Source organism: Massilia consociata (assembly GCF_042432755.1).
GTDB classification, from domain to species: Bacteria; Pseudomonadota; Gammaproteobacteria; order Burkholderiales; family Burkholderiaceae_D; genus Telluria; species Telluria consociata.
In genome coordinates, this window is sequence record NZ_JBHLWP010000013.1 from 586,012 (window position 1) to 598,869 (window position 12,858).

The 12,858-nt window shown below is 65.8% G+C and carries 14 protein-coding genes; 8 read left to right on the forward strand and 6 right to left on the reverse strand.

Translation table 11 applies throughout. The features are described 5' to 3' along the window. Nucleotides 1–21 precede the first annotated feature (21 nt). Nucleotides 22–1,023, reverse strand: coding sequence for a class 1 fructose-bisphosphatase (locus ACFFJK_RS15895; RefSeq protein WP_379680409.1), 1,002 nt, complete (start codon nt 1,021–1,023; stop codon nt 22–24). 29 nt (nt 1,024–1,052) lie between these two features. Continuing rightward, nucleotides 1,053–3,701 (reverse strand): aminopeptidase N, encoded by a 2,649-nt coding sequence (gene pepN, locus ACFFJK_RS15900; RefSeq protein WP_379680410.1) that lies wholly within the window; start codon nt 3,699–3,701, stop codon nt 1,053–1,055. Nucleotides 3,702–3,922: 221 nt separating this feature from the next. Here pepN and ACFFJK_RS15905 point away from each other — a divergent pair, with 221 nt between their 5' ends. Further along, nucleotides 3,923–4,591: a DUF4136 domain-containing protein gene (locus tag ACFFJK_RS15905; protein WP_379680411.1), complete on the forward strand. Its 669-nt coding sequence runs from the start codon at nt 3,923–3,925 to the stop codon at nt 4,589–4,591. Nucleotides 4,592–4,660: 69 nt separating this feature from the next. Here the strand turns inward: ACFFJK_RS15905 and ACFFJK_RS15910 are convergent, their stop codons facing one another. Genes ACFFJK_RS15910 through ACFFJK_RS15925 form a run of 4 tightly spaced genes read right to left on the reverse strand, consistent with a single transcriptional unit; the run spans nt 4,661 to nt 7,144 of the window. Continuing rightward, on the reverse strand, nt 4,661–4,816 hold the full coding sequence (locus tag ACFFJK_RS15910; RefSeq protein ID WP_379680412.1) for a hypothetical protein: 156 nt from the start codon (nt 4,814–4,816) through the stop codon (nt 4,661–4,663). Then, on the reverse strand, nt 4,813–5,787 hold the full coding sequence (locus tag ACFFJK_RS15915) for a quinone oxidoreductase family protein (RefSeq protein ID WP_379680569.1): 975 nt from the start codon (nt 5,785–5,787) through the stop codon (nt 4,813–4,815). The genes ACFFJK_RS15910 and ACFFJK_RS15915 overlap by 4 nt, the downstream gene beginning before the upstream one ends. A 26-nt stretch (nt 5,788–5,813) precedes the next feature. Beyond that, nucleotides 5,814–6,227, reverse strand: a complete 414-nt coding sequence (locus ACFFJK_RS15920; protein WP_379680413.1) for a methylglyoxal synthase — start codon at nt 6,225–6,227, stop codon at nt 5,814–5,816. Further along, entirely contained in the window at nt 6,224–7,144 is a 921-nt protein-coding gene (locus ACFFJK_RS15925; protein WP_379680414.1) for a DMT family transporter, read from the reverse strand. The genes ACFFJK_RS15920 and ACFFJK_RS15925 overlap by 4 nt, the downstream gene beginning before the upstream one ends. A gap of 116 nt (nt 7,145–7,260) precedes the next feature. On the opposite strand from ACFFJK_RS15925, the gene ACFFJK_RS15930 reads away from it, so the two are divergent. The 7 genes from ACFFJK_RS15930 (at nt 7,261) to rsfS (ending at nt 12,851) form a co-directional block, all read left to right on the forward strand. Then, nucleotides 7,261–7,383, forward strand: a complete 123-nt coding sequence (locus ACFFJK_RS15930) for a hypothetical protein (RefSeq protein ID WP_379680415.1) — start codon at nt 7,261–7,263, stop codon at nt 7,381–7,383. Beyond that, on the forward strand, nt 7,380–8,168 hold the full coding sequence (locus ACFFJK_RS15935; RefSeq protein ID WP_379680416.1) for a copper chaperone: 789 nt from the start codon (nt 7,380–7,382) through the stop codon (nt 8,166–8,168). The genes ACFFJK_RS15930 and ACFFJK_RS15935 overlap by 4 nt, the downstream gene beginning before the upstream one ends. 160 nt (nt 8,169–8,328) lie before the next feature. Further along, nucleotides 8,329–9,054, forward strand: coding sequence for a YebC/PmpR family DNA-binding transcriptional regulator (locus ACFFJK_RS15940; RefSeq protein WP_379680417.1), 726 nt, complete (start codon nt 8,329–8,331; stop codon nt 9,052–9,054). Between the two features lie 88 nt (nt 9,055–9,142). Then, nucleotides 9,143–10,408, forward strand: coding sequence for a phosphoribosylamine--glycine ligase (purD, locus tag ACFFJK_RS15945; RefSeq protein ID WP_379680418.1), 1,266 nt, complete (start codon nt 9,143–9,145; stop codon nt 10,406–10,408). Between the two features lie 153 nt (nt 10,409–10,561). Further along, nucleotides 10,562–11,473: an oxygen-dependent coproporphyrinogen oxidase gene (gene hemF / locus ACFFJK_RS15950; protein WP_379680419.1), complete on the forward strand. Its 912-nt coding sequence runs from the start codon at nt 10,562–10,564 to the stop codon at nt 11,471–11,473. Next, nucleotides 11,470–12,165, forward strand: coding sequence for a nicotinate (nicotinamide) nucleotide adenylyltransferase (nadD, locus tag ACFFJK_RS15955; RefSeq protein WP_379680421.1), 696 nt, complete (start codon nt 11,470–11,472; stop codon nt 12,163–12,165). The genes hemF and nadD overlap by 4 nt, the downstream gene beginning before the upstream one ends. Next, nucleotides 12,165–12,851, forward strand: a complete 687-nt coding sequence (rsfS, locus tag ACFFJK_RS15960) for a ribosome silencing factor (protein WP_379680422.1) — start codon at nt 12,165–12,167, stop codon at nt 12,849–12,851. The genes nadD and rsfS overlap by 1 nt, the downstream gene beginning before the upstream one ends. The last annotated feature ends 7 nt before the right edge of the window (nt 12,852–12,858 follow it).

Here is a 12,858-nt window from a genome sequence, read left to right on the forward strand (position 1 = left end):
CAATGAATGCCAAAAAATCACTCACTCCGCATGATAGCGGGTGACCAGCTCGACTTCCGACTTCGAACCGAGGAACACCGGCACGCGCTGGTGCAGCTTGGCCGGCTGGATGTCCATGATGCGCCCGACGCCATCGGTGGCGGCGCCGCCGGCCTGCTCGACGATCATCGCCATCGGGTTGGCTTCGTACATCAGGCGCAGCTTGCCGGGTTGGGACGGGTCGCGCATGTCGGCCGGGTACATGAAGATGCCGCCGCGGTTCAGGATGCGGTGCACGTCGGCCACCATCGAGGCGATCCAGCGCATATTGAAGTCCTTGCCGCGCGGGCCGGTGCTGCCGAGCAGCATCTCGTCCACGTAGCGCTGCACCGGCGCGTGCCAGTGGCGCTTGTTCGACATGTTGATCGCGAATTCCTTGGTCGTTTCCGGAATCTGCATGTCGCTCTGGGTCAGCACCCAGGAACCCATTTCGCGGTCCAGGGTGAAGCACTGGACACCGTTGCCGGTGGTGAGCACCAGCATCGTCTGCGGGCCATAGACGGCGTAGCCGGCCGCCACCTGCTGGACACCCGGCTGCAGGAAGTCCTGCTCGGTCGGTTCCGCCATGCCTTCCGGCGCCTTGAGCACCGAGAAGATGGTGCCGATCGAAACGTTGACGTCGATGTTCGACGAGCCGTCGAGCGGGTCGAACAGCAGCAGGAACTCGCCTTTCGGGTAGCGGCTCGGGATCTGGCGGATGGTTTCCATTTCTTCCGAGGCCATGGCGGCCAGGTGGCCGCCCCACTCGTTTGCCTCGAGCAGGATCTCGTTCGAGATCACGTCGAGCTTCTTCTGCACTTCGCCCTGGATATTCTCGGTATCGGCGCTGCCGAGCACTTCACCGAGCGCACCCTTGCTGACCGAATAGCTGATGCGCTTGCACGCACGGGCCACGACCTCGATCAGGAGGCGCAGTTCGGCGTTGATGTTCTGGTGGAGGCGCTGTTCCTCGACCAGGTACTGCGTAAGGCTGACGCGTTTCATGAACTTCCTTTGGTTTGGTTTGGATTCTTTTAATTGGCGAGTGCTTTCGTGACGACCTCGCGCACATCGTTCGACAGGCGCTGCTGCCCGGCCACCTGCTGCAGCGCCGTTTTCATGTGCTGCTGCAGTTCCGGGGTATAACGGCGCCAGCGGTCCATGGCACGGGCCAGGCGCGCGGCGACCTGCGGGTTGAGCCCGTCGAGCAGGGTCACGTGCTCGGCCCAGAACAGGTAGCCGCTGCCGTTCGGCGCGTGGAATTCGACCGGGTTGTTCATGCAGTAGTTGGCGATCAGGCTGCGTGCACGGTTCGGGTTGCGCAGGTTGAAGGCCGGGTGGCGCATCAGTTCGCGCACCTTGGCGATGTCGGTGGTCGGGGCGGTGGCCTGGATGGCGAACCACTTGTCCACCACCAGCGCCTCGTCCTGGAATTCGTCGTAGAAGCGCGCCAGCTCGCTGTCTGCTTCCGGGGCGCGCGCATGGATCAGCGCGCCCAGCGCCGCCACGCGGTCGGTCATGTTGTCGGCCTCGCGGCACTGGCGCACGGCGAGCAGGATGGTTTCCTCGTCCGGCGCCGCGTTCAGGTAGGCCAGCGCCAGGTTCTTCAGGGCGCGCTTGCCGGCGGAGACCGCGTCCGGGCTGTACGGGCCGGGCGTCAGGTTGGCGGCGTACTGCGCCAGCAGCTCGCTGCGCAGGCGGGCCCCGATATTGGCGCGCATGAACTGGCGCGCCATGTGCACGGCCAGCGGATCGACGACGTCGAGCTGCTCGGCGATCATGGTTTCCGATGGCAGCAGCAGCGCCTGCTCGCGGAAGGCCGGGTCGAGCGTCTCGTCGACCAGCACCCTGCGCATCGCCTCGATGAAGGTGTCGTCCAGGCTCAGGCGGTTCGAGGCCGGCGCCTCGCCGGTGAGCTTGAGCAGGCGGCCCATGGCCAGGCGCTGCCCCGCTTCCCAGCGGTTGACCGGGTCGCTGTCGTGGTTAAACAGGTGCAGCAGGTCGCTGTCGCAGTAACCGTGCTGCAGGATCACGGGCGCCGAGAAGTCGCGCAGCACGGACGGCACCGGCTGTTCCTTCACGTTGCCGAACACGAAGGTCTGCTGGGCATCAAGCAGTTCGAGCACGGCGGTGGTGCCCATCTCCTTGCCGTCCACGGTGAGCGGCATGTCGCGGCCCTCGCGGTCGAGCAGGCCGACCGCGACCGGAATGTGGAACGGACGCTTCTCCGGCTGGCCCGGCGTCGGCGGGCAGGACTGGAACAGCGTCAGGGTATAGGTCTGTTGCGCTTCGTCGTAGCGCGTCTCGAAACGCAGCACCGGGGTGCCGGCCTGGTCGTACCAGCGCTCGAACTGGGTCAGGTCGCGGCCGTTGGCGTCGGCCATCGCGTTGCGGAAATCGTCGCAGGTGACGGCCTGGCCGTCATGGCGCTGGAAGTACAGGTCCATGCCCTTGCGGAAGCCTTCACGGCCCAGCAGGGTCTGGTACATCCGCACCACCTCGGCGCCCTTCTCGTACACGGTGACGGTATAAAAATTGTTGATCTCGACGAAGGAGTCCGGGCGCACCGGGTGCGCCATTGGGCCGGCGTCTTCCGGGAACTGGGCCTGGCGCAGGGTGCGCACCTGGTCGATGCGGGTGACGGCGCGCCCTTGCTCGGTGCCGATCATGTCGGCAGTAAACTCCTGGTCGCGGAACACCGTCAGGCCTTCCTTGAGCGACAGCTGGAACCAATCGCGGCAGGTGACGCGGTTGCCGGTCCAGTTGTGGAAGTATTCGTGCGCCACCACCGCCTCGATGCCCTGGAAGTCGATGTCGGTAGCCACGCGCGGGTTGGCCAGCACGAACTTGGTGTTGAAGATGTTCAGGCCCTTGTTTTCCATCGCGCCCATGTTGAAGTCGCTGGTAGCGACGATCATGAAGCGGTCGAGGTCGAGTTCCAGGCCATAGCGCTCCTCGTCCCAGCGGATGCTGTGCTTGAGCGACTGCATCGCATAGTCGGTCTTGTCGAGGTTGCCCTCCTCGACCCACACCTGCAGCAGCGCGTCGCGGCCATCAAGCAGGCGGAAAGTCTCTTCTTGGCACACGAGACGGGCGGCGACCAGCGCGAACAGGTAGGAGGGCTTCTTGAACGGATCTTCCCACTTGGCGTAGTGGCGGCCGTCGCCGAGATCGCCCTCCTCGATCAGGTTGCCGTTGGACAGCAGCACCGGATAACGCTCCTTATCGGCACGCAACATCACCGTGTACTTCGCCATCACGTCCGGACGATCCGGGAAATAAGTGATACGGCGGAAACCTTCGGCTTCGCACTGGGTGAAGAAGTTGCCATTCGACGTGTACAGGCCGCTGAGGGTCGTGTTCTGCTCGGGGATGCAGACGGTTTCGATCTCGAGCGTCGCTTCTTCCGGCGCATTCGGGATGCTCAAGACGTTGTTGCCGATGATGTATTCGCCGCTCTGCAGTTCACGGCCGTTCATGCGCAGCGCCACCAGTTCGATGTCCTCGCCATGGAGCTCGATCGTGCGCTGGTGGGCACAGTCCTGGTTGCGGCGCACCGTCATGCGGTTCGCCACCACGGTGCGGGCGGGGTCGAGGTCGAAGCCGAGTTCCACGGTATCGACCAGGTAGCTCGGCGGCATGTAGTCACTCCGGTAAATCGTCTGGGGCGTATCGGTGCGCATAGGGAAATCCGCAAAGGATGGGTTGAGAGGCGTAGCTTGGTGCAAACTGAACGAGTACCAACTGAAGTGCTTATTTTACCAACAAGATTTTTTGGCGCCCGATCCGTTTCACATGTATCAGAATGTGCGCGTGGTAACCGCGTGTAAATTAATCTGCGAAAATGCTGAACAAGAACTAATCTAGACGATCGGAAAAGTCCGTATTGACGAGGGAGACTGACATGAAACGCCTGATGATCGCCGCCGGAGCGGCGTTCACCCTGCTGCTGACCGGCTGCGCCACCACGATCCGCAGCGACGTGACGACCTTCCACCAGTGGCCGGCGCAGATGGAGGACAAGAGCTACGTATTCGAAACGCCGAAACCGGAAGACGATACGCTGGAATGGCGCGCCTACCAGGACATGGTGCGCGGCCAGCTGGCGCGCCTGGGCTTTCGCGACGCCAATGGCGCCACGCCGGCGCTGACGGTGTCGATGCGCTTCACCACCACCGAGGTGCCGGTGCGCGTGGTGGAGCCGCTGATGTCGCCGTTCGCATCGCCGTTCTACCACCCGATGTACCACCCGCGGTATCACCCGCGCTTCGCCTACCGCGGCCACCGCGGCTTCCACCGCCCTTACTGGGGTGGCTGGTACAGCCCGTTCTATGATCCGTTCTGGAGCCCGGCCTACCAGGTCTCGGTCGAGCACCGGTACCGCCGCGAGCTGCAAGTCGGAATCAAGTCGGCAACCGACGGCAAGCGCCTGTTCGACGTGACGGTGCACAACACCAGCCGCCAGATGTCGACCCCGGCGGTGATGCCGGCGCTGGTGCAAAGTGCGTTCGAGGGCTTCCCGGGGCCGTCCGGCGTGGCGCGCCGGGTGGAGCTGAAGCAGAACAACGGCTGATTCGCCAGCCGCTCATGAGAACGGGGCCAGTTCAAAACGGCCCCGTTTTTTTATGCCCAGCAGCGGCATTCAGGTGAAATAAGCCTCGGAGCCGAAGGTGATCGCCACCACCATCAGGAGCGCGAACAGCAGCACGAGCAGCAGGCGGCCGAATTTCGGTGCGCCGTCGCGGCCGGACGGCGTGCCGCCGTCGCCGTTGCCGCCTTCGTCATGGGTGTCCCTCATGGCAGCAGCACCGTCGAGCCGGTCGTGCGGCGCCCTTCGAGCGCACGGTGCGCCTCGGCGGCCTCGGCCAGCGGGAAGGTCTGCTTGACCTCGACCGTGATCTTGCCGCTTTCGACCATGCCGAACAGGTCGAGCGCCATCGCCTCCAGGTCCTCGCGCCTGGCCGCGTACGCACCCAGCGTCGGCCGCGTCAGGAACAGCGAGCCGCGCGAGGCCAGCTCGGACAGCGCCACCGGCGGCACCGCGCCCGACGCGTTACCGAAGCTGACCATCAGCCCCAGCGGCTGCAGGCAGTCGAGCGAGCGGGTGAAGGTGTCCTTGCCGACCGAGTCGTACACCACCGGCACCTTGGCGCCATCGGTGATCTCCAGCACGCGCTGCACCACGTCCTCGCGGTTGTAGTTGATGACGTGGGCGGCGCCGTGCACCTTCGCCAGTGCGGCCTTCTCATCCGAGCCCACGGTACCGATCAGGTTCACGCCCAGCGCGCGCGCCCACTGGCAGGCGATCAGGCCGACGCCGCCGGCCGCGGCATGGAACAGGATGGTCTGCCCCGGCTGCAGCTTGTACGTACGGTTGAACAGGTACTGCACCGTCAGGCCCTGCAGCATCATGGCGGCCGCAGTCTCGAACGGGATCGCATCGGGCAGGCGCACCAGGCCCTGCGCCGGCATCACGCGCGCCTGGCTGTATGCGCCGTTCGGGCCGCCCGCATAGACCACGCGGTCGCCGGGCGCCACATGGGCGACGCCCTCGCCCACCGCCTCGACCACGCCGGCCGCCTCCTGGCCCAGCCCGCCGGGCAGGGCTTGCGGATACAGGCCGGTGCGGAAGTAGACGTCGATGAAGTTCAGGCCGACGGCGTGGTGGCGCACGCGCGCCTCGCCCGGCCCCGGTTCGCCAACCTCGACGTCCACGTATTGCATGACTTCCGGGCCGCCGTTGGCGGCGATGCGGATGGCTTTTGCCAACATAGGGGGGGTCACATGCGGCTCCTTCACGATTGGCTGCGTGCGGCCATCAGCTGCGACAGCACCAGGCGCGCGGTCGAGACGTTGGTGGCGCAGGCGACGTCGTGCACGTCGCAGGCACGCACCAGCGCGTTGATGTCGGGCTCGTGGGGTTGCGGCGTCATCGGGTCGCGCAGGAAGATCACGCAGTCGATCCCGCCGTCGACCAGCTGGGCGCCGATCTGCAGGTCGCCGCCCACCGGCCCCGATTGCTTGCGCTCCACCTCCAGGCCCAGCTCGTTGGCCAGGCGCCCGCCGGTGGTGCCGGTGGCCGACAGCGTGCAGCCTTTGAGGAAGTCGAGGTACTCGCCGGCGAGGCTGATCATGTCGTCTTTCTTCTTGTCGTGCGCGATGAGCGCAATCCTGGGTCTTGGCGGAGATGGTGTGGTCGATGGCGTCATGTTTTTAGCGAGAGAAGGTAGATCCCCACAAGCACGAGCCCGGTGCCGGCCAGCTGCACCGCCGTCACCGGTTCGCCGAGGAGCAGCGCACCGAGGAACAGCGTCGACACCGGACCGATCATCCCGGCCTGCGAGGCGGTCGCGGCGCCGATGCGCTGGACCGCGGCCATGGTCATAAACACGGGGAAGATCGTACAGAATACCGCATTCGCGAGGGACAGCCAGTAAACCGGCGCCGGCTGCACCAGCAGGCTTGCCGGGCGCAGCAGGAAGAACTGCGCGATGCAGGCCACGCTCGAGACGCACATGGCGTAGGCCACCAGCCGCAGCGAGCCGATGCGGCGCACCATCTCGCCCGAACCGAGCAGGTAGAACGCATAGGCCAGGGCCGAGCCGAGCACGAACAGCGAACCGAGGATGGCGCTGCCCGAGCCGCCTGCGAGGTCGTGCACGAACACCAGCACGATACCGCAGTAGGCCAGGCCCAGCGCCCCCCATTCCACCGGCTTCACGCGGCGCTTGAATACCGCCACGTTGATGAGCAGGACGAAAGTCGGCGTCAGGAACAGGATCAGCCGCTCGAGCCCGACCGAGATGTGCTGCAGGCCGAGGAAGTCGAGGTAGCTCGACAGGTAGTAGCCGAGCAGGCCCAGCCCCACGATGCGCCAGCGGTCGCGGGTCGACAGCGGCGGCTGGGTCCGCATCTTCCACACGGCCACGGCCGCAAACACCGGAAACGAGAACAGCATTCTGAACGCGATCAAAGTCACCGCGTCGATGTGGTAGCGGTACAGCAGTTTGGCGACAACAGCCTTCGTAGAGAACAAGACGGCGCCGGCGACGGCGATCGACAGGCCGGTAACGAGGGCCGCGCGTGGTAAAGGCGCAGCAGGATTGGCGGGGGCGCTTTGGTTCATCCGCCGATTGTACGAGCGAACGGCCGGGTTCGCTGGAGGCGACTGCAGAGGCTGCGAGAACGGCGCGGCGGCAATGTTGTCGAACAACGCACATCAACCAACCGAGGAGAGAACGCATGACGAACCGGACCAACGAGGGCGGCCTGCCGCGCCTGGCAGGGAACCACCCATCCCAGACGCGCACGCAGATCCGGGCGCAGTCGCGCCCACGCGTACGCCTGCGCGGAGGTTCGCAATGAGCCTGTATGGTGTCGATGAACGCCTCGGCCGGCCGGTCACGCTGGGGCTGGCCTGGCTGGCGCTGCTGGTATGCGCCTGCGGGGCATGGTTTGCCTTCCAGGGCGCCAATGCGCCCGCCCCGCTGCCGGCGCGCGACATGGCCGGCGTGCTGCCGGCCTCGCCGTTTGCGCCGCTGCGCGCCGGACAGCTGGTGCTGGTGTTCGCGATGTGGACGGGCCTGTGCGTGGCCCTGATGCTGCCGGCCTCCGCCGGCGCGGCCTTCATCTACCTGCGCGTCGCACGGCACCGTGCCGGCATGCGCTGGCCGCGCGCCGCCGCCGCCATGTTCACGCTCGGCTGCCTGCTGTCCTGGACCGGTTTTGCCGCGCTGGTTACGCTCATCCACTGGACGCTGCACGACGCCGGCATGCTCGACCCCTCCCTGGCGATCCGCCATCCGGCCGGGGCCGGGCTGGCACTGGTCGCCGCCGGCGTCTACCAGTGGACTCCGGCCAAGCATGCCTGCCTGCAGTACTGCCGGGCCCCACTGGCCGGGGTGCTGGCCGACTGGAGCCCCGGGCTCGCCGGCGCCCTGTGGCAGGGTGCGGAGCACGGTCGAAGCTGCCTCGGCTGCTGTTGGCTGCTGCTGCTGCTCCCCCTTGCCGGCGGCCCCGGCAATCCAGCGGTGGTCGCCGCGGTGGGCATGCTGCTGCTGGCCGAGTTGCGCCTGGAAGAAGGGCCACTGGCGGCCTGTGTGACGGGCCTGGTGATGGTGGCGTGGGGGACCCGACTGTTGTTTCCCTGACGTGTCGTTAACTTTCCTGGGCAATTTTGCAAGGGGGGCCTATGTTAAAATGTCGGCCACTCTTGCATACAGGAAGCTTAAAAAAAACCGTCGCGAGCGCCGGTAGCGCAACGCGCAGCAGGTTTTTCGAGCTTCCCATACCGTCTAAGGAATTCTCGACATGGCTGGACACAGCAAATGGGCCAACATCAAGCATAAGAAGGCCGCCACCGACGCCAAGCGCGGCAAGATCTGGACGCGCCTGATCAAGGAGATCACCGTGGCTGCACGCATGGGCGGAAGCGACATCGCTTCCAACCCGCGCCTGCGCCTGGCGGTCGAGAAGGCGGCCGACGCCAATATGCCGAAGGACAACGTCACCCGCGCGATCCAGCGCGGCGCCGGCGAACTCGAAGGGGCGAACTACGAAGAAATTCGCTACGAAGGCTACGGCATCGGCGGCGCGGCGATCATCGTCGACTGCCTCACCGACAACCGCGTGCGTACCGTGGCCGAAGTGCGCCACGCCTTCAACAAGTACGGCGGCAACATGGGCACCGAGGGCTCGGTGGCCTTCATGTTCAAGCACGTCGGCCAGTTCCAGTTCGCGCCGGGCGTGGATGAAGACAAGCTGATGGAAGCCGCGCTGGAAGCCGGCGCCGACGACGTGGTAGCCGATGAAGAAGGCGGCTTCGAAGTGCTGTGCGACCCCTATGCCTACGCGGGCGTGAAGGAAGCGCTGGAAAAGGCCGGTTTCAAGGCCGAGGTCTCGGAAGTCATCATGAAGCCGGACAACGAGACCGTGCTGGCCGGCGAAGACGCCCTCAAGATGCAGAAGATCCTCGATGCGCTGGAAAACCTGGACGACGTCCAGGACGTCTATACCAACGCTGTCATCGAAGAGTAAGACGGCAGCTGTAAGCTGCCGGTCAAGCTGAAAACCGGCTGGAACGCCAGTCGGATCCCCCGTAGCAACCAAGTAGGAACGCGCCCGTATGAAAATCCTCGTAGTCGGCTCTGGCGGCCGTGAACACGCCCTGTCCTGGAAACTGGCGCAATCCGAGCGCGTCCAGACCATCTTCGTCGCGCCGGGTAACGGCGGCACCGCGGTCGATTCGCGCCTGGTGAACGTCGAGATCACCGATCCCGCCGCGCTGGCCGACTTCGTGGTGGCCGAAGGCGTCGCCCTGACCCTGGTCGGTCCGGAAGCGCCGCTGGCCGCCGGCATCGTCAACCTGTTCCGCGCCCGCGGCCTCAAGATCTTCGGTCCGACGCGCGAGGCGGCGCAACTGGAAAGCTCGAAGGACTTCGCCAAGGCCTTCATGCAGCGTCACGGCATCCCGACCGCGAAGTACCAGAGCTTTTCAGACGCCGCCCAGGCCCACGCCTACATCGATGCGAACGGCGCGCCGATCGTCATCAAGGCCGACGGCCTGGCCGCCGGCAAGGGCGTGGTGGTGGCGATGACACTTGCTGAAGCTCATTCTGCCGTCGACCACATGCTGTCCGATAACGCCTTCGGCGACGCCGGCGCACGCATCGTGATCGAGGAATTCCTGGCCGGCGAAGAAGCGAGCTTCATCGTCATGTGCGACGGCAAGAACGTGCTGGCGCTGGCCACCAGCCAGGACCACAAGCGCCTGAAGGACAACGACGAAGGCCCGAACACCGGCGGCATGGGCGCCTACTCCCCTGCCCCGATCGTGACCCCGTCGATGCACGCGCGCGTGATGCGCGAAATCATCAACCCGACCATCCAGGGCATGGCGAAGGACGGCATCGTCTTCACCGGCTTCCTGTACGCCGGCCTGATGATCGACGCCGAGGGCAACCCGCGCACGCTCGAATTCAACTGCCGCATGGGTGACCCGGAAACGCAGCCGATCATGGCACGCCTGAAGAGCGATTTCGCCACGGTGCTGGACCACGCCTGCAACGGCACGCTCGATGCGGTCGAACTGGAATGGGACCGCCGCACCGCCGTGGGCGTCGTGATGGCTGCCGCCGGCTATCCGGACAGCCCGCGCAAGGGCGACATCATCGACGGCATCCCGCCTGAAACGCCGGAATGCGTGACTTTCCACGCCGGCACCATGCAGGTGGGCGGCGCCCTGCAGACCAGCGGCGGCCGCGTGCTGTGCGTCGTGGGCCTGGGCGACAGCGTGAAGATGGCGCAGAAACGGGCGTACGAGACGGTCGAGAAGATTCACTTCAACGGCGCGCAGTATCGCCGGGATATCGGGTGGCGCGGGCTGAAGTAAGGCTGTAGGTCTGCACGCTAATTGGGTTCCCGCCTTCGCGCGAAGGCGGGAACCCAAATTCGTTGCGCAACACCAATCACTCCTTCACCGTTATCCGTAGCACACCCAGCACCGGTGTACAATCTGCCCATTTTTCCACCCTACCCCACCCGCATGCCCACCCCCAACCCATCCGCCGTCAAAGCCTGGCTGCTCGACCTCCAGTCCCGCATCGTGCTGGCCCTCGAGGACATCGACGGCAAGCCCTTCCTGCGCGACACCTGGGAGCGTCCGGAAGGCGGCGGCGGGATCTCGCGCCTGATCGAGGAAGGCAATGTCTTCGAGCGCGGCGGCGTAAACTTCTCGCACGTGATGGGCGCCAGCCTGCCGCCCTCGGCCATGGCCGCGCGTCCGGAACTGGCTGGCCGGGCATGGGAAGCGATGGGCGTGTCGCTGGTGCTGCACCCGCGCAACCCCTACGCGCCGACCGTGCACATGAATGTGCGCTTCTTCGAAGCGACGGCCGAAGGAAAGGACCCGGTCTGGTGGTTCGGCGGCGGCATGGACCTGACGCCCTACTACGGCAACCAGGAAGATGCCCGCCACTTCCACCAGGTCTGCCACGATGCGCTGGCGCCCTATGGCGAGGACCTGCACCCGCGCTTCAAGAAGTGGTGCGACGACTACTTCTACCTGAAGCACCGCAAGGAAGCGCGCGGCGTGGGGGGCATCTTCTTCGACGACTTCAACGAAGCGGGGTTCGACCAGTCCTACGCCATGGTGAAAAGCGTCGGCGACCGCTTCCTGGACGCCTACCTGCCGATCGTGAAGGCGCGCAAGGACCAGCCCTTCGGCGAGCGCGAACGCGAGTTCCAGGCCTACCGCCGCGGACGCTATGTCGAGTTCAACCTGGTGTGGGACCGCGGCACCCTGTTCGGCCTGCAGTCGGGCGGGCGTACCGAGGCGATCCTGATGTCGATGCCGCCGATCGTAAAATGGCGCTACGACTGGCATCCGGAGCCGGGCAGCCCGGAGGCTGCGCTGTACACCGACTTCCTGCCCCATCGGGACTGGCTCGCGTCGTGACCCGCTGCGTCGCCCTGCTGGGCGGAAGTTTTGACCCCGTGCACCACGGCCACGTGGCACTGGCCGCGCTGTTCGCCGCCCTGCTCCGGCCCGACCAGCTGCGTATCCTGCCCGCCAGGCCGTGGCAGAAGAGCGGCCTGGAGGCGAGCGATGCCGACCGCATTGCCATGCTCGAGCTGGCCTTCTCCGGCCAGCCCTTCGCCAGGACGACGCAGGTCGTGATCGATACCCAGGAAATCGAGCGCGGCACCCCGACCTATACGGTCGACACCCTGCGCGGCCTGCGAAAGGAACTGGGCGAAGCAAGTTCGATTGTCTTCCTGATGGGAGCCGACCAGCTGCAGAAGCTCGACACCTGGCGCGACTGGCAGGAGCTGTTCGGGCTGTGCAACCTGGGCGTTGCGGCACGGCCCGGTTATGCCCTGGACCAGGACAGGCTGCCGCAGGCGGTGGCCTCGGCACTCGCGGGCCGGCTGGCGACGCCCGACGAGGTATGCGCTGCGCCGCATGGCAAGGTATGCCTGGCGCATACACTGGCGGTCGATATTTCCGCCACCCAAGTCCGGAACACCCTGCATCAGCGCCCACACGCGGGCGCCGCAGCGGAGCCGGACACGAACACTGAGCTTGGCGCGCTCCTTGCGCGCCAAGTGCTAGACTATATTCAACAACATAACTTATACAAAAGCTAATGGATATCAAGAAACTGCAAACGCTCGTCGTCGACGCCCTCGAGGACGTCAAGGGCCAGGACATCGTCCTGTTCGACACGACGCACCTGACCAGCCTGTTCGACCGCATCGCGGTCGCCTCGGGCACCTCGAACCGCCAGACCAAGGCGCTGGCCGCCTCGGTGCGCGACAAGGTCAAGGAAGCAGGCGGCGACGTGGTCGGCCTCGAAGGCGAAGACACGGGCGAATGGGTGCTGGTGGACCTGGGCGACATGATCGTCCACATCATGCAGCCGGCCATCCGCCAGTACTACCGCCTGGAAGAAATCTGGGGCGAAAAGCCGGTGAAGCTGGGCGCCGCCAAGCGCAAGTCGACGCCGGAAGCCGCCGAAGCAGCCGAATCGAAGACGAAGTCGAAGCACCTGGCTGCGAACCAGGACCAGCCGGAAGCCAAGCCGGTCAACGAGCGCAAGCCGGCCGCAAGGAAAGCGGCCGCCAAGACCGCCACCACCGCCGCCAAGAAGCCGGCCGCCAAGAAGGCCCCGGTCGGCAAGACCGTGAAGGTTGCGCCGAGCAAGACCGAGATCGCCGCCGTCGAGGCCACCAAGGCCAAGCCGCCGAAGCGCGCGACGAAGGCAGCCGCCGCCCCTGCGGACGCCGAACCGGTGAAAAAAGTGATCCGCCGCGTCAAGAAGGCCGCCGAGTAAGCGTTCC